Origin of the sequence: Streptomyces sp. NPDC014882, assembly GCF_043081325.1 — a bacterium.
GTDB lineage: Bacteria > Actinomycetota > Actinomycetes > Streptomycetales > Streptomycetaceae > Streptomyces.
The window spans coordinates 20,473-35,497 of record NZ_JBIBWL010000008.1 but is presented as its reverse complement, the minus strand read 5'-3'; the positions used below and the strand labels follow the sequence as shown (position 1 = coordinate 35,497).

Genomic DNA, 15,025 nt, shown 5'->3' with positions numbered 1-15,025 from the left:
GATGACGACCGCCCGCCCCCGACCGGCCGCCTCCGAGGCCCCCGGACAGACCTGGCACAGCCTGCACCTCGCCCTGCACACCGGCGGCGCGGCAACGGACGCGTTCGTCACCGACGACCTCGCCCCGCTGATGGATGACCTGACCGCCGACCCGCGCGCCGCCTGGTTCTTCCTCCGCTACGGCGAGGGCGGCCCTCACCTGCGGATCCGCTTCCGGGGCCCGCTGTCCGCCGGCGCCGCCACCGAACTGCCTTCCACCCTGGCGGGGTTGGCGGCCGCCCGGCCCGCGGAGTTCACCGGTCCCTGGCCGTCCCGGCACGGCGAGGTGCGCGAGGTGCCGTACGTCCCCGAGACCGAACGGTACGGCGGCCCCGCCGCGCTGCCCCTGGCCGAGGACGTGTTCGCGCACTCCACCCGCACGGCCGTCGAGGCCCTGCGCGCGACCCCGGACCGCGCCGCCCGGCTCCCGCTCGCCCTCGACCTCGCCCACGCCACCGCCCACGCGCTCGGTCTGGACGAACTGGAAGCCGCGGGCTGGCTGCGCCGGCACGCCTCCTCCTGGCGTTGGGCCACCGAGGTGGATCCGCTGCCCGGAGCCGCCGTCCACTCCAGCGTGAACTCGGTGTTCGCCCTCCAGCGGCCGGGCCTGGTGCGGCACGCCCGGGCCCTGCGCGCAGCCCTCGACGCGGGCACGGCCGCGCCCTGGCTGGCGGAATGGGTGCGCCGGGTCGGTGCCGCGAACGCCCGGTTGCGCGGCGCCGTGCCCGCGGAGCGGGCCGCCCACCGCGTGCCCTGGGTGTGGGCCTCCCAACTGCACATGCTGTTCAACCGGATCGGTGTCACCCCCGACGAGGAGCGGGCCGTGTGCCACCTCGCGGCCCGGGCGCTGCTGGAGACGGAGGACGACCCCGGGTTCTTCCCCGCTGGGCACCGCGCGGCGGACTACCGGTACCTGGAGCGCAGCAAGTTCCGGATCGGGCGGCCCGAGGACACCGCGCTGCGCGACCTGCCCCCGCCGCCCGCCCCCTCGGCCGCCCGGCTGGCGGCCGAACTCCCTCTGCCCGGAGCACCGTTGCCGGAGCTGTCGCTCGCCGAGGCGTTGTGCCGGCGCAGCTCGGTGCGCGGGCCGCTGTCCGGGCCGCTGGACGCGGAGACGCTGGGCGGGGTGCTGTGGTCCGCGTATGCCGAGAGCCACACGACGCGGCTGCCGCTCGCCGACGGCGGCGTACGCACCCTCCGGCACCGCCCGTACCCCAGCGCCGGCGCCCTCTACAGCGTGCGCGTGCGCCTGGTGGCGCTGGACGTCGCGGAACTGGCCGCGGGCACCTACCACTGCGTACCGGAGCGCCGCGCACTGCTCCCGATCGGCCCGGCGCCCACCGTCGCCGAGCTCAAGGCGCTGTCCTCCTACCTGTCCCGGCCGGCGGACGACCCGGACGCGGTGGGCATCGACGAGGCCCCGGCGGTGCTCGCGGTCCATCTCGACCTCGGTCTGCTGCGTCGCCGGTACGGCCTGCGGGCGCTGCGGCTGGGCCTGCTGGAGGCCGGCCACCTGGCGCAGACACTGCTGCTCACCTCGGCGGCGTTCGGCCTGGCCACCCTCCCGCTCGGCGGCCTGCACGACGACCTGACCCACGAACTCCTCGGCCTCGACGGCCTCGACGAGCCGGTCCAGTACCTCCTCCCCCTGGGCCGGCCGACGACGTCCGGCGGGCGCTGAACCCGGACGACTGAATCCGTGAGGGCCGAGGAGCGAGGACGGCCACACCTGCGCGTTCAACCACCACCTCTGGCCGGCCCGCGGACGGCGGGTGCCCTCGCCACCGAGCGATGGGAGGAGTCGCGCGTCACCACCGACGAAGACCGACCGGTGCTCGGTGCGGTCGCGCAGCTGCTCCGGGGTCTCTCGGCATTCCTGGCCCTCGCCGTGGTGTACGTGCCGCCGGCGGTACGGGCCGGCTGCGCCGTCGGGTGCGACCGGTCGGCGTCGGCTGGGCTTGAGGGCGCGTACGGCGGCCGGGGTCCGGTCCGTGACGGATCGGACCCCGCCCGCCTTCGTGCCACCGGTCAGATGCCGCTGCCCTGGATGGCGAGGAAGGGGGCGATGCGAGGCCGGCCGGTGCCGTCGTCGTCGTCACCGTCCCCGTCCCAGATCTCCCACAGGTTCCGGTAGATCCGCTCGTCGATGTTCACGGGGGTGGTCCTGTTTCCCCGTGCTGACTGGTGAGCCAGAGTGGACAGGGTGTTCCAGTTGTTCTGCAGATCGGTGCCGAAGCGGCCGATGTGCGCCGGGCCGTTCGGGTCGGTCCGGTCCTCGTTGTAGGTGAGAACGTTGGCGATGCGGTTCTGGATCCAACCGAACCGGGTGGCCTCGGCGGTGGCGCCGATGAAGTAGGCCAGGGCCCGCCGCACCGGGCTGCTGTTCATCGAACTCGGGGTGGCGGCCTCCAGGGCCCGCCAGTGGATCATGAACCTGCTCGCCGTGTACGGCTCGGCTCCGCGCCACTCGGGACCGGCGGCCAGCGACGCGTAGCTCCCGTCGGAGTTGATCTCACGGACCAGGGGAGCCACCCGCATGCGTTCGTGGACCCGGATCTCCTCCGCCAGGTGCGCGCTGTAGGAGGCGTTGATGCGGTAGTGGAGTCCATGGACGGAGAAGCCCATCAGGTAGAGGTTGTCGACCGAGTAGTACAACGCGACGTCGGCCCGCTGAGCGCCGGTGGGGTTGCGGTCGGTCGCCTGGTTGCTCCAGAGCAGGACCCGAATGACCCGGTTGGTGGTCCTTCCGCGGGCAACCGTCGTGTCATAGAGGCCGGGCTGGCCCTGGACACCGGCCATCTCCTGGCTTGCGAGTTGACGCATCCGGTTCACCACGTCCTGGTAGTACCGCGACTGCCGGGCTGCGGCCGAACCGCCGCGCGGTTCGTCGTAGTCCTCCATGTGCCAGTCGATATCGGTCCACCGCTCGCTGGTGTTCGCGTGGGCCTGGGGTGCGGTGACGCCGTTCAGCAGGCCGCATGCGGCGGTCAAGGCCAACAGCAGCACCCCCAGTTGCCTTCCGGCTCGGCGTAGGGCGGACATCGGATACATCGGTACGGCTCCCTGAAAACTCTTCCGCGCAGGTCGTGGTGGCGCGCGGAAAGGACTCCCCCGGAACGCCTGCCGCGGCTTCGGGGCAGGCGTTCTCGCAAGACGGACGGTGAGGAAGGGGCGGTGGCTCGCTCACCGGCTCTCGTCCCGGCGGGATCGGGCGTCGGCGAGGGAAAGGCTTCCGAACGGCCCCGGCGCCCTCTTCCTCAAGCATCGACCCAACCCGTCCGGACGTGCGCCCACCATGCAATTCCGCCCGCAAAAGCGTGTCCTTCATACTTTTGCGGGGGCTCGGCGTTCGGCGGGCCACGTCGAGCAGGGGGAAGGTCTTCAGCATGGCCTGGCGCACACCGGCGGACCGTTCCTTCGGCGCGCAGCTGTACGCTCTGCGCCGCAGGACGGGGCTCAGTCAAGAGGGCCTGGCACATGCCGCAGGGGTGAGTGTGCGCGCCCTGGCCTACCTGGAACAGGGCCGCTCCCGAGGGCCGCAGCGCCGCACCGTGCAGGCCCTGGTCACGGCCCTGGGCCTGAGCAGGGCCGAGGCCGGCGAGCTGGAGCACGCCGCGAGCCTGGGCCGTCCCCGCCCGGCCCGCAAGACGGCCGCCCCGCCGCCTGCCGCCGCACCGGATGCCGTCGGGCGGACCGGTGCGCCCGATCTGCTGCCGCGCGCCCCGCGCGGCTTTCACGGCCGGACGGCGGAACTCGCCGCTCTGGCCCGGGCCACCGCGGGCGAGGCGCCCGTCTGCCTGGTCGTCGGTCCTGCCGGGGTCGGGAAGACGGCCCTCGTGCTGCACTGGGCCCACCACGACCCCGCCGGACGTGCCGACGGGCGCCTCTACGCCGACCTGCGCGGCTTCAGCGACACGGGTGAACCGGCCCTCATCGAGGTGTTACGCGAGTTCCTGCTGGCCCTCGGTATGCCGCACAGCCGGATACCGGAGTCGGCGAACGGCGCGTCCGCGCTGTTCCGGTCGCTCGCCGCCGATCGCCGCCTCCTCGTCGTACTCGACAACGCGCGTGACTCCGAACAGGTCAGGCCGCTCCTGCCCGGCGGTGACCGCTGCGTCACCGTCGTCACCAGCAGGCACCGGCTTCCCGGACTGATCGTCACCGACGCCGCCCGGTCTGTTGCCGTGGACGTGCTCGGACCCCAGGACGGCACCATGCTCCTGGCCGGGATACTCGGCACGGAACGGGTACACGCCGAGCCGGCGGCCGCGCTACGGCTCGCCGAACTGTGCGGCGGGCTGCCCCTGGCGCTGCGGGTGGCAGCCGCCCGCCTGACGCAACGACCCCACTGGTCCCTGGGCGCGATGGCCGCCGAACTGTCCGACCGGACACGCCGCCTGAGCCTGCTGGACCTGGAGGACACCGGTGTGCGAGCCGCCCTGCACCTGACACTGCAACAGCTCCCGGAGCACGTCTCCCGCCTGTTCGCCCATCTCGGCCGCCACCCCGGCACGCACGTCGACCGGTACACGGCGGCGGCCCTGGCAGACACGGACCCGGCAGCCGCCGAGACCGCCCTGGAGCGCCTCGCCGTCGCCCACCTGCTCACCGAGACGGCCCCCGGCCGATGGGCGATGCACGACCTCGTACGGCTCTACGCCCGCAGCCTGGGCGCCGGACCCGACGCGCTCAAGCGCGTACTCGACCACTACATCGCCACGGCCGTCGGAGCCGTGGCGGCAGCCGAGCCCGGCAACGAGGAGTGCTTCCCCCCGCCGGCCGACTTTCTGCCGCCCGCCGCCGTGCGCGAGTTCGGCGACCGGTCCGCCGCCGTGGCCTGGTACGCCGCGGAGAAGAACGACCTCGTACTGGCGGTCGCCGCGGCGCACGCCGCCGCCCTGCACAGCAGGACCTGGCGGATCGTCCTGGCACTGTGGCCGCTGATCGTCTGGCGCGTCCGGGACGGCTGGGTCCCGCTCCTGCAGACCGGCGTGGCAGCGGCGCGGGCCGACGCCGACCAGCACGGCGAGTCACGGGTGCTCAACGTGCTCGGCTGGGTCCTGATCGAGGAAGGGCGTACCCCGGAGGCGCTGACCCACCTGGGGGCCGCCTCCGCGCTCGCCGCCCGGGCCGGCGACGCGACGGCCGAGGCCAACGCCCTGATCGTGCTGGCCATGGCCCAAGGGTCCCTCGGCCGCCTGGACGAGGCCGCCGAGGGCTGCGAGCGCGCGGTGGAGCTGGCACGCAAGGCCGACGACCGGACCATGGAGAGGCTGGCCATGCAGCACCTCGCCCGGCACCGGGCCGACGCCGGGAAATGGCACCAGGCCCTCGCCACCGCGACTCGGGCCCTGGCCTTCGACGACCGACCGGACACGGCCGACGTCCCCCGCATCCTGCTGCTCATGGTGAGGGGAGAGGCACTGCTGGGGCTCGGGAACAAGGCCGAGGGCATCACTCAGCTCGACCTGGCGGCCCGGGAAGCGGAGTCCTCCGGCTACGAGGACGGCGCGGTACGCGCGCTCGGCGCCCTGCTGCGGGTATCGGCGACCCCGGACGTCCGAGCACGGTACGACGCAGCACTCGCACGCTTCTGCCAGGACGGGTGAGAAGGCAGTCGGTGCCGTAGTCGCCGTCCCGTCCCTCGCCCCGGTCGTGACCGGCGGCGCCGGACCGGGCGAGCTGTGGATCCCCGTCGTCCTGGTGGTCCTCGGCGTCGGCTCCTTCACCGGCGTCACCGCCGCGGGACGGCTGTCCGACCAGCGCCCCGGCCTGGGCCTCGCCGCCGGCGGCCCGGTACTGCTCATCGGCAGGCCGGCCCGCCTTGGCCGTGCCGGCCGACCGGCCGGTCACGCCGCTCGCTCTCGTGCGCGCCCATGACGGTCGCCGCGACCACGCTCACCACCCCGCGCCGCCGCTGGCGGTCCTCACCCTGTCATGGGCTCATAGGCGGGCTTGTCGTCGCCGGCAAGGCCGTAGGTGCGCACAGGCAAGACCTTGGCAACGACGACTTCGCCGCACTCGCGGCATGAACGACCGGCCTGCGGCCTGAGGTGAGCCCCGGCCGTGTGGAACCGGCCGCTCGGAACCGCGCGTCCCCTCGTACATGCTGATCGTCCTGGGGATACTCTTCGCCGTCGCGCCCGCCGCCGTCTGGATGACGCTCGCCCGCACCCGTGTCGTGGGCTTCGCGATCGGCGGCACGCTGCTCGTTGGAGCCGGTCTGCTGATCAGTGTCCAGCAGGGCTGGATCGACGCCCCCAGACCCGACGCCCATCTCGTGTTCACGGTTCTCGCGCCCCTGCTCATCGCCTGCGGCGCGGGACTGGAAGGACGGCACGAGAACTCTCCTCCCCCGGAATGGACCTCCCTCCGCAACGGAGCGATCGGCTTCCTGGGGACGCAGTTCGCCCTCACCCTCGTAGCCGGCCTCCTGTACGCGCTGGTGATCAGCGAAGGCTCAGACGCCCCGCCGTCCACGGCCCTCCCCTCACTGCCGCCAGGCATCAGCATCGTCGACGAAGACACCAGCTGCGGTTCCGGAGGCTGCTGGCGCGCCGCGACGGTCACCAGCGAGGACGGCCTGTCCCACCCGGAGATCATCCGCGAACTGGGCCTCCAGCGGGAGAGCTGCCGCTCCAGCGGCTGGCTGCTCGACTGGCGTGACGTGTGCGTCGGAGCCAGGGACAATGGTGAGAACGTCACCATCTACGCCAGCTGGGGATACTGAGCAGACACCCGGCCTGACCCGTCGGCACGGTCAGCGGACCGAGCGCCGGGGCGAGCGCCCGCCCGACTGGCTCGACGCCGTCCGGCAGGACGACCTGCCCGGCCTCCACACCCTCGCCGCGGGCAGCGACCGCGACCGCGACGCCGTCATCGCCGGCCTCACTTCGCCGTGGAGTTCTGGCGTCGTCGAAGAGCACGTCAACCGGATCAAGATGCCCAAGCGCCAGATGTCGGGCCGGGCCGGCTTCCAGCTGCCGAGGAAGCGGATCCTGCTCGCAGGATGACCTCCGGTGCCGTGCGATAGATTGCGGGCGACACGAGAGAAGAGCCCGCATGGACTCCCGCATCCCGCGGTTGCGACGCAAGCTGGCACGCATCCCCTACGCGCCCGACCGAAGCCACTCCTTCGGGGAGGAGCGGCACGCATTTCGTCTCGGCCCCCGCCTCACCAAAGGTCGGGCAGATGCCTTTCAGGCCGAGCACGACGTGGAACTCCCGCAGCCCTACCGAGACTTCCTCACCGACATGGGCGGCAGTGGTGCGTCTCCGTACTACGGACTGATCCCGTTGGAGGACTGCACGCTCTTCACGATGAACTCCAGAGACGCCGGCACGGGCTCAAGGGGATTCAGCCGGGCCTGTCGCCCCACCCGCCGTGGTGACCTGTTCCTGCACGTCATCGAACGCGGCTGCAGCGATCTCGTCCTCATAGGCACAACCGGCCCTCTCACCGGGCGCGTGCTCATCGGCAACGCAGACGGCTTCTGGGGCCCGAACGTCTCCTCAGCCCCGGACTTTCTCGCCTGGTACGAACGATGGCTCGACCACATGGCTGCCGGACAGGACGACCGGGCTCTGGAGCTCACCTCGCCCCGGCTCCGAACGCATCCGATTCGGCAGCGGCTCGCTCACTCGCCGTGACCGCTCCCCAAGACCTGAGCCAGTACCCGGGAACGGACAGCAGATGTTCACCGCTTCGGGAGGCGCCGCCGTCCGTCGCTGTTCGAACAGCGGCAGTTTCGGAGAGCGAATGCGGGCGCCCCTGTCAGCCGGCTGGGAGCCGTCCGGGCGATCAAGGATCTCGTCGGGGTGAGTCGGTGGAGGGACCTGATGAGTGCTGAGGAGATGAGCCGCGCGGAGGCAGTCGCGCTCGTGCAGCGGATCATGGACGCGGACCACGCCTCGGACGACGAGGTGGAGGGCTGGCTGAACAGGCTGGACAGAGTCCTGGCATGCCCGTCCGGACATGTCAGGGACTTGATCTTCTGGCCGCCGGAGCGGGAGCTTTCGGCCGAGGAGGTGGTCGATCGGGGCCTGGCGTATCGGCCGGTCGCTTCGTGAGGTCGGGACTCGACTCCGAAGCCACCGGAACGACGGGCCCGACCCCCGGATGGGATTTCTCGGTTTTGGGACAGTGGGTGAGTGACGGCGGGTCTGGGTGTGTTGTTTCCGACGCGAGTAGCCGACAGTTCCCACCTGCGGGTTCGTGATCACGCGTATGAGTGTCGGCAGACGGTCGTTTGCCGGTGCTTCCGGGCCCGGCCTCGACTGCTGATCCGGGGCATCCCTCGGCGCGTTCCCGTCGGACCCGCGTATCCGTCACTGGCAGACGTCCAGCGCTGAGCAGTCGGCGCCGACCCGCCAAGATCATCGCTTGGCGGGCCGGCGCAGCTGTGCCATGCCCCCGCTTCAGATGCGGATCACGATCTTTCCGCGTGTGCGTCCGCGCTCGGCGTGCGCGTGGGCGTCGACGATCCGCTCCAGGGGGTAGGTCTGTTCGACGCGGGGTGTGTAGCGGCCTTGCCGACCCAGTTCCGCGGCCGCGGACAGGAGGGTGGAGTCGTTCTCCGCGTTGACCACGTGCGTGCCCAGCCGCTGCCCGCCCGCGTGGTCGGCGACCGTCGCGACGCGCGTCGGGTCGCCCGTGATCGCGACGAGGTCGTCCAGGGATCCGGAGGCCGCGGTGTCGAGCACGACGTCGACGCCGTGCGGAGCGAGAGCGCAGAGACGCTGCGCGAGGCCGGGGCCGTAGGTGGTGGGAACGGCGCCGAGAGAGGTGAGGAACTCGTGGTTGCGTTCGCCGGCTGTCCCGATCACGGTGGCCCCTTGTGCCACGGCAATCTCGACCGCCGCGCTGCCCACACCTCCGGCGGCGCCCTCGACGAGAAGGACGCGCCCCGCGAGGGAGCCGAGCGCGTTCAGGCCACGCATCGCGGTCACGGACGCGAGACCGGCGCCCGCAGCCTGCTCATCGCTCCACGTGTCGGGGGCGTGGGCCCAGGCCGAGAGGACGACCAGCTCTGCGGTTGCGCCGGTGACACCGCCCAGCCCGAAGACGCGGTCGCCGATGCTCACCCCCTGTACTCCGTCACCGACTTCGTCGACCACGCCGGCGGCGTCGCGACCGGGAACGGCGGGCAGCTCCAGGGGAAGCAGCCGGCGCAGGGCGCCGGCGCGCAGCTTCCAATCGATGGGATTGACGCCGGCCGCCGCGACGCGGACGCGTATCTCACCAGGTCCGGGGTGGGGCTCGGGAGCCTGCTCGATCACCAGGCCCTCCGCTCCGCCGTATTCATGGAAGCGGGCTGCACGCATAATGTCCTGCCTTGTCTTCACAGGTCGAAACGACGGTGTTCGTTCGACGCCCGTTGCTCTGATGAGGTGCACATCGGCACGTCGGCTGCCTTCCGGCCGGAGGGAGACGGGTGCGGATCGGTGAGGCCGTCGAGCAGGCAGGCGGCCACCCGCCCCGAAAACCACGATCCTGCCCGTCGTCGGAATACCTGCCGTCGAGCCGATGCTCCGGAAGATATCCGGAAGGTCGGTCACCATCTGGATACCAAGACCGGAGACGGGAGACCCTCGATGACGCAACGGCCGCCGCTGCCACCCGACTTGTTCGACGAGCTGTGTCCGTCCCCGCTGCTGCCTTTCCGCTTCGGTGACAAATGGGCACCCCTGGTCCTCCGCTGCCTGGAAGACGGCCCGCGCAGATACTCCGAACTCCGCGTGCCACTGGGCCGCGTCACCCCGAAGGCGCTCACCCGGTCGCTCCGCGGCTTGGAGCGGAACGGGTTCGTGTCACGCACGGTGCACGCCGACCCGAAACTGCGGGTGGAGTACGCGCTGACACCGCTGGGCCGCAGCACGCTGGAGCCGCTGGCCGCCGCGTGCCGATGGGCGTCCGAGCACTGGGACGAGCTGCTCGACGCCCGCGAGGGCGGCATCTCCTCCATCGGCTGACTCGCACCTGCGTCGGCGCGTGCCGCACCGGACGAGCCGCATCTTTGCGGTGACTCGGGGAATCGCCGACAGCGGCGTCCGCGGCCCAGCCGTGGCCGCCGGTCGGCGATGGTCTTCCCGGAGTACGACGACCCGCCCCGGACGACGGATGCGGCGCTCACTCCTCCTGGCCGTCGTCGTCCTCGTCGAGGTCGACGGCGTCCGGGGCGCGCAAGGGCCGCAGAAAGCCGACGACGGACTCCTTTTCCCGGTCGCCACCCTGCTCGATCCGGGACGGGAGAGGTTCGAACGCATCCACCTGGAGGGAGCGCGAGCCGGGGCCACGGGCCCAGGTGGCGATGACCAGGCCGTCGGCGATGACGGTGGGGCGGACGAGGCCGCCTCCTGGCCGGACGCGGGCCTGGTGGGGAGCGGGGACGGACGTCTCGCGGGTGCGGTGGCCGATCAGGCAGTCGTCGTAGGCGGGCAGCATGCGAACGTCCGGGGTGTCGGACGAGCGGGGGAGTTCTTCCACCCGCCCGGCGGGCATGGTCAACGCGCCGTACTGGGTGATCGCGCCCGATTCCGCCAGCGTTCTCCAGGCCCTGCGGGCCCAGGGCTGCGGGCCTGAGCACAGGCCCGCAGCCGGCGGATGCTCTCGTGGTCAGGCGTCGGGCTGCGCCTCTCGGCCGGCGCGGTCAGGAGACGGCCTCGTCGAGGACGCGGGCGAGTTCGGCGGGTGCGGACAGCATCGGCCAGTGCCCGGTGGGCAGGTCGAAGCGCCGCCATGGCGGCTGGTTCAGGTAGGCCAGCATCGGCACCCCGGCATCCAGCAGTCCCGTGAAGTCACGGCAGGCGATCAGGACACGGTCCACACCGGGGCCGGGCTCGACCGGGTCGGCGAGGCGCTGGGTGTAGGTGCCGAACGGCTGAGGGGTGGCATGCGTGCGCAGAGTGGCCCGCCGGCCCTCATCGAGCCCGTCGAGGCTGCTGGACAAGCCCAGGACCTCGAAGGGCGGCATCGGTAGCCGCCACCCGTCGCCGGAAGCGTCGACCTGCCGGCGCAGCTGGTCCGCTGCTTGCGGTGGCATGAGGTCGAGCATGCACATGCCCGCGGCGAACGGGGCGCTGTCCACGTGGACCACGCGTTCCAGCCGGTCGCCGAGACGTCCGGCTGCCCCGGTGACCGGTGCGGCCGCGTAGCTGTGGGCGACCAGCGTGACCTCGCGCAGATCGTGCTTCTCGACGAATCCCGTGATGTCCGCGATGTGCGTGTCCAGGTCCGTCCGGGGGCCGCCCCGGTCGGCGTGTTCGGACAGGCCGGTCAGTGTCAGCGGCAGCGCCGTGTGGCCGCGCTGCCGCAAAGCTCGGGCGGTGCCTTCCCAGGCCCATGCCCCGAGCCAGGCGCCGGGAACGAGTACGAAGGTGGCCATGTGATCTCCCTGAAGTGAGGTGCTGCAGGGAGCGTAAAGTCGATACAGGACAGTATCCGCCCTGAAATGCCGAGTGATCCATGTCGTATCCCCTGACCCGTGTGCTGACCCTGCTGGAACTCCTCCAGTCCAACGTCCGGCTCACCGGGACGGAGCTGGCCGACCAGCTGGACACCGACGTGCGCACGGTGCGCCGGTACATCGCGCACCTGCGGGAACTGGGCATCCCCGTGGAGGCCGAACGCGGCCGCTACGGTGGCTACCGGCTGGCCCGCGGCTACCGGATGCCCCCTCTGGTCCTCACCAATGACGAGGCCCTCGCCGTCGTTCTCGGCCTGCTCGCGGCAGAACGTCTGGGCATGGGCACCGCCGCACCGGCCAGCGCCGGTGCCTTCGCCAAGATCGAGCGGGTGCTTCCGCACGCCCTGCGCGAACCGCTTGCCGCCATGCGGGAGACCCTGTCGTTCACCGCCGGCGCCGTGATCGGTCAGGCACCCGGAACCGGCGTCCTGCTGGCCCTGGCCCAGGCCTCCCGCGCCCGCACGACCGTCGCCGTCAGCCACCGGTCCTGGCGCCAGGAACACACCGAACGCGACATCGACCCGTACGGCGTGGTCTTCCACACCGGCCGCTGGTACGTCGTCGGCCACGACCACCTCCGCACCAGCCTGCGGACCTTCCGCATCGACCGCATCGCCTCCGTCACCCCCCGCGCCGACAGTTTCACCGCACCCGACGGCTTCGACCCCGTCGCCCACCTGACCTCGACCCTCGCCCAGGGGCCCTACCGTTGGCAGGTCGAGGTGACGATCCATGGCCCCCTCGACGAGATCGCCCGCCGACTGCCTCGCTCAGCGGTGACCCTCACCCCCCAGCCCACCGGCGTCCTCATGCACGCACGGGCAGAACGGCTGGACGGCATGGCCCACATGCTCGCCTCCCTGGAATGGCCCTTCACCGTCCACCAGCCCGACGAACTACGGCAGGCGCTCAAGGATCTGGCCGCCCAGCTCACCGCAGCCGCCGACCGGGGACCGGAAGAACCACCACGGTGAACAACGGATCCACCGCGACAGGACCGGAAGGGTGGGACGGCGTGAGGATCGAACCGGTGACCGAACTTCGGAGCGGGCGCACGCCCCGGCTGCCGCGCGCCAGGGTGGTGCCCGTGTCCGCTCCTCCGGCCGCGTACACCGCGAAGGTCGAGCGTTGTCTCACCGGTCGAGATGCCCGCCTCGCAGGCGAGCGACTCGACATCGCATGACCCGCCCGGCGGGATCTGCCGGTCAGCAGAGGGGCGATGGCCGCGCGGGTCCGGCGCTCGGAGCGGGATCGCGCCCCGAGCCGGCAGGAGGCCCTGCTCTCACGCGCGGAAACCGCCGCAGTCACCCGATCGGGACGCCCGTTCGATCGACAGCCTTCGAGATCGGTACGGGCAACAACCCCTTACGTGCCGGGGTGCTCCGGCAGGGCGAGCCAGTCCGGCCAGGAGATCTCGCGGCCGAGGAAGCGCGGCTGCTCGAACGGCCAGTCGGCGGCGATCCACCGCGGTACCAGCGCGTCGAGGGCCTGCTCGACCTTGCCGCCCACCAGCTCGTCCACCACCCACCAGGAGATCTCGCCGTCCGCGCCGGCCCTCTCCGGCGGGTCGATGTAGACGCAGCCGAGCAGGGCTGTCTCCGCCGCGTCGAACAGCGCGTAGTTGAAGAACTGGTGTGCGGCGATCTCCTTCTCGTGCCGCAACAGGTCGGCCTGGTCGGCCTCGTAGGACATGGTGGCCGCGGGCCAGCCCCAGGCCGGACCGAAAATGGTCCACAGCCGCTCGCGCGAACCCATCACCGCCGGATAGTCGAGCGGGGTGTCCGCCTCCCGGATCGGCCGCAGATGGTGACCACCGCCCGGCAGCGGTACCACAACGGGGTGGACGAAGTCGTCGGGAAGCCAGCTCATGGCGCCCGACCGTAGCAGCGCGCGGCCGTACGCTCCCCTGGATTTTCCCCGCACACCACCAGGCCCTGCTCTCATGCCGGGCAGGGCCCGCGATCACCCGATCGAGACGCCCGTGCGATCGGCAGACTCCAGTACCGCGAAGCCAAGGGAGCTCTTCCCCGTGGGGGTGCCTGCGGCCGGCGGTCCGCGCCCATGCGACGAGCCCGTTCTCGCGAGCCGACCGGAGCCGAATGCGGGCGGCGGATTCCGGGGGCCGCACACACGTGGGAACCGTGCGCAGGGGGCAGAGCGCGGGGCGGGCCCGATCAGTTGGCCGACGTGTTCCGTGTCATCTCGGCTGCCTCGGTGAGGGCGCGTTGTCCGAGATCGCCGAACAGCTGCATCGTGACGGCGGCCAGGACGTCGTCCCCGCCGACAGTCCGCCCGTCCCCGCGGCGGGTGGACAGGGCGAGGAGGGGGTCCTTGAGCAGCGGGGCCGGGGCCGGATCGCCCGGCACCACCAGGCTGACCGTCCCGAACCGCTTGACCCCGCCCTCGCGGACGACCTTGGCCGCGTCCCGGGCCAGGGCCGTCAGGAACACGCTCGCGATTCCGTCCAGGTCGCGGACCATCGCCGGGACCGCCCTCACCCCCCGGCTCCCCAGCAGCCTTCTCACCCCGGCCTCGAACCGGTGGGCGCCGGCCACACCACTCGGTGTACGCGCCCCGCGGCGCTCGCGAAGAGACACGAGCGCACCATCGGCGTCGCGCACCTCGCCCATCAGGCCGTGGAAGGTCGGGCTGTGCAGGTACCACGTGGATCCCACCTCCACCTCGACGTTCCGGTCGATCGCCGAGACGAGGTCCTTGGGAATCAGCCTCTTCCTGGCCTCCTCGGCCGCCGCGCTTCTCGCGCCGTCGATGATCTCCGTCAGCACGGTCCGCGTCACCGACGCGGCGGCCCACGCGGCCGGCCGGGAGACGTGCAACGAGGTCACGTCCCTGAACACCGCTTTGACGAGCTGAGGCTTGAACGGCAGGTCGGGCATGGCGGAAGCGGTCTGCGGACCGCTGTGTTCGGTGCGTGGGGGTGGTGCGGTCATCGAAGAAGGTGCTTTCTGCTGTCGGAGGTGTCGGTGGCCCATGCCGCACCGGGCGGCGGGACCACAGAGCTCTGCGGAGAGCGCCGAGCCGGCACGGGGCCTGTCGGGCGGGGCCGTCGGCGCACGGAGGCGCAGGCGGCCCCGCCCGGATTCTCGGCACTCCGGCGACCGGGCGGCAGGGGGTGCCACCCGGGGACGCGCCGTGGCGCGGCGCCGTGCCGGTCAGGCGACCTGGTACCTGCCGACTTCCAGGAAGTGGCGCAGTGCTTCGGGTGTGTTGTCGTCGAGGGCGGCGTTGGCTGCCGCGCGCAGGGCCGGGCTGATGGACGGGTCGGCGAGGATGCGGGCGATGGCGACGCGGTCGTCCTCGGCCTGGGCGATCCGGTATCCGGTCTCCAGCCAGGCGCGCATGGCTTCGGGGTTGTTGGCGTCCAGGAGGGCGTTGGCTTCTCGTGTCACACGCCGGCCGCTGTCCGGGTCGGCGAGGATGCGGGCGATGGCGACGCGGTCGTCCTCGGCCTGGGCGATCCGGTATCCGGTCTCCAGCCAGGCGCGCATGGCTTCGGGGTT

The 15,025-nt window shown here is 72.0% G+C and carries 15 protein-coding genes and 1 pseudogene; 9 read left to right on the top strand and 7 right to left on the bottom strand.

Going from position 1 to position 15,025, the window contains the following annotated elements; translation table 11 throughout:
• Position 1 precedes the first annotated feature (1 nt).
• Positions 2-1,720 carry a thiopeptide-type bacteriocin biosynthesis protein gene (locus ACF09K_RS19630; RefSeq protein WP_392245151.1) on the top strand — a complete coding sequence of 573 codons (1,719 nt, stop codon included), beginning with the start codon at positions 2-4 and terminating at the stop codon, positions 1,718-1,720.
• 347 nt (positions 1,721-2,067) lie between these two features.
• Here ACF09K_RS19630 and ACF09K_RS19625 read toward each other — a convergent pair whose 3' ends face one another.
• The gene (locus tag ACF09K_RS19625; RefSeq protein ID WP_392245150.1) at positions 2,068-3,030 is read right to left on the bottom strand and encodes a ribosome-inactivating family protein; all 963 of its coding nucleotides are present in this window, start codon (positions 3,028-3,030) and stop codon (positions 2,068-2,070) included.
• A 395-nt stretch (positions 3,031-3,425) separates the two neighbouring features.
• Here ACF09K_RS19625 and ACF09K_RS19620 point away from each other — a divergent pair, with 395 nt between their 5' ends.
• The 6 genes and pseudogenes from ACF09K_RS19620 (at position 3,426) to ACF09K_RS19595 (ending at position 8,109) form a co-directional block, all read left to right on the top strand.
• On the top strand, positions 3,426-5,648 hold the full coding sequence (locus tag ACF09K_RS19620) for a helix-turn-helix domain-containing protein (RefSeq protein WP_392245149.1): 2,223 nt from the start codon (positions 3,426-3,428) through the stop codon (positions 5,646-5,648).
• 28 nt (positions 5,649-5,676) lie between these two features.
• A pseudogene (locus ACF09K_RS19615) lies at positions 5,677-5,850 on the top strand (Cmx/CmrA family chloramphenicol efflux MFS transporter); the annotation flags it as partial.
• A gap of 295 nt (positions 5,851-6,145) precedes the next feature.
• Positions 6,146-6,769: a hypothetical protein gene (locus ACF09K_RS19610; RefSeq protein WP_392245147.1), complete on the top strand. Its 624-nt coding sequence runs from the start codon at positions 6,146-6,148 to the stop codon at positions 6,767-6,769.
• Positions 6,729-7,052: a hypothetical protein gene (locus tag ACF09K_RS19605; protein WP_392245145.1), complete on the top strand. Its 324-nt coding sequence runs from the start codon at positions 6,729-6,731 to the stop codon at positions 7,050-7,052. The genes ACF09K_RS19610 and ACF09K_RS19605 overlap by 41 nt, the downstream gene beginning before the upstream one ends.
• A gap of 49 nt (positions 7,053-7,101) precedes the next feature.
• Positions 7,102-7,689 carry an SMI1/KNR4 family protein gene (locus ACF09K_RS19600; protein WP_392245144.1) on the top strand — a complete coding sequence of 196 codons (588 nt, stop codon included), beginning with the start codon at positions 7,102-7,104 and terminating at the stop codon, positions 7,687-7,689.
• Between the two features lie 189 nt (positions 7,690-7,878).
• Positions 7,879-8,109, top strand: coding sequence for a bacteriocin immunity protein (locus tag ACF09K_RS19595; RefSeq protein ID WP_392245142.1), 231 nt, complete (start codon positions 7,879-7,881; stop codon positions 8,107-8,109).
• Between the two features lie 348 nt (positions 8,110-8,457).
• On the opposite strand, the gene ACF09K_RS19590 is transcribed toward ACF09K_RS19595, so the two are convergent.
• Complete coding sequence (locus tag ACF09K_RS19590) at positions 8,458-9,363, bottom strand: NADP-dependent oxidoreductase (protein WP_392245527.1); 906 nt, start codon at positions 9,361-9,363, stop codon at positions 8,458-8,460.
• A gap of 270 nt (positions 9,364-9,633) precedes the next feature.
• On the opposite strand from ACF09K_RS19590, the gene ACF09K_RS19585 reads away from it, so the two are divergent.
• The gene (locus tag ACF09K_RS19585; RefSeq protein WP_392245140.1) at positions 9,634-10,011 is read left to right on the top strand and encodes a winged helix-turn-helix transcriptional regulator; all 378 of its coding nucleotides are present in this window, start codon (positions 9,634-9,636) and stop codon (positions 10,009-10,011) included.
• A gap of 157 nt (positions 10,012-10,168) precedes the next feature.
• Here ACF09K_RS19585 and ACF09K_RS19580 read toward each other — a convergent pair whose 3' ends face one another.
• Together ACF09K_RS19580 and ACF09K_RS19575 are read right to left on the bottom strand one after the other, a co-directional pair.
• Entirely contained in the window at positions 10,169-10,627 is a 459-nt protein-coding gene (locus tag ACF09K_RS19580; protein ID WP_392245525.1) for a DNA glycosylase AlkZ-like family protein, read from the bottom strand.
• A gap of 61 nt (positions 10,628-10,688) precedes the next feature.
• Positions 10,689-11,423 (bottom strand): alpha/beta fold hydrolase, encoded by a 735-nt coding sequence (locus ACF09K_RS19575; RefSeq protein ID WP_392245139.1) that lies wholly within the window; start codon positions 11,421-11,423, stop codon positions 10,689-10,691.
• Between the two features lie 80 nt (positions 11,424-11,503).
• Here ACF09K_RS19575 and ACF09K_RS19570 point away from each other — a divergent pair, with 80 nt between their 5' ends.
• Positions 11,504-12,478: a helix-turn-helix transcriptional regulator gene (locus tag ACF09K_RS19570; protein WP_392245138.1), complete on the top strand. Its 975-nt coding sequence runs from the start codon at positions 11,504-11,506 to the stop codon at positions 12,476-12,478.
• A gap of 391 nt (positions 12,479-12,869) precedes the next feature.
• Here the strand turns inward: ACF09K_RS19570 and ACF09K_RS19565 are convergent, their stop codons facing one another.
• From ACF09K_RS19565 to ACF09K_RS19555, 3 genes are all read right to left on the bottom strand, one after another.
• Positions 12,870-13,373: an N-acetyltransferase gene (locus tag ACF09K_RS19565; protein ID WP_392245136.1), complete on the bottom strand. Its 504-nt coding sequence runs from the start codon at positions 13,371-13,373 to the stop codon at positions 12,870-12,872.
• Between the two features lie 305 nt (positions 13,374-13,678).
• On the bottom strand, positions 13,679-14,455 hold the full coding sequence (locus ACF09K_RS19560; protein ID WP_392245134.1) for a hypothetical protein: 777 nt from the start codon (positions 14,453-14,455) through the stop codon (positions 13,679-13,681).
• 222 nt (positions 14,456-14,677) lie between these two features.
• The coding region (locus ACF09K_RS19555) for an ALF repeat-containing protein (protein ID WP_392245133.1) at positions 14,678-15,025 on the bottom strand (348 nt) is incomplete at its 5' end.

Coding starts and splice junctions, on each gene's coding strand:
- ACF09K_RS19630 (WP_392245151.1), top strand. CDS start 2: ATGACGACCGCCCGCCCCCGACCGGCCGCCTCCGAGGCCCCCGGACAG.
- ACF09K_RS19620 (WP_392245149.1), top strand. CDS start 3,426: ATGGCCTGGCGCACACCGGCGGACCGTTCCTTCGGCGCGCAGCTGTAC.
- ACF09K_RS19610 (WP_392245147.1), top strand. CDS start 6,146: ATGCTGATCGTCCTGGGGATACTCTTCGCCGTCGCGCCCGCCGCCGTC.
- ACF09K_RS19605 (WP_392245145.1), top strand. CDS start 6,729: ATGGTGAGAACGTCACCATCTACGCCAGCTGGGGATACTGAGCAGACA.
- ACF09K_RS19600 (WP_392245144.1), top strand. CDS start 7,102: ATGGACTCCCGCATCCCGCGGTTGCGACGCAAGCTGGCACGCATCCCC.
- ACF09K_RS19595 (WP_392245142.1), top strand. CDS start 7,879: ATGAGTGCTGAGGAGATGAGCCGCGCGGAGGCAGTCGCGCTCGTGCAG.
- ACF09K_RS19590 (WP_392245527.1), bottom strand. CDS start 9,363: ATGCGTGCAGCCCGCTTCCATGAATACGGCGGAGCGGAGGGCCTGGTG.
- ACF09K_RS19585 (WP_392245140.1), top strand. CDS start 9,634: ATGACGCAACGGCCGCCGCTGCCACCCGACTTGTTCGACGAGCTGTGT.
- ACF09K_RS19575 (WP_392245139.1), bottom strand. CDS start 11,423: ATGGCCACCTTCGTACTCGTTCCCGGCGCCTGGCTCGGGGCATGGGCC.
- ACF09K_RS19570 (WP_392245138.1), top strand. CDS start 11,504: ATGTCGTATCCCCTGACCCGTGTGCTGACCCTGCTGGAACTCCTCCAG.
- ACF09K_RS19565 (WP_392245136.1), bottom strand. CDS start 13,373: ATGAGCTGGCTTCCCGACGACTTCGTCCACCCCGTTGTGGTACCGCTG.
- ACF09K_RS19560 (WP_392245134.1), bottom strand. CDS start 14,455: ATGACCGCACCACCCCCACGCACCGAACACAGCGGTCCGCAGACCGCT.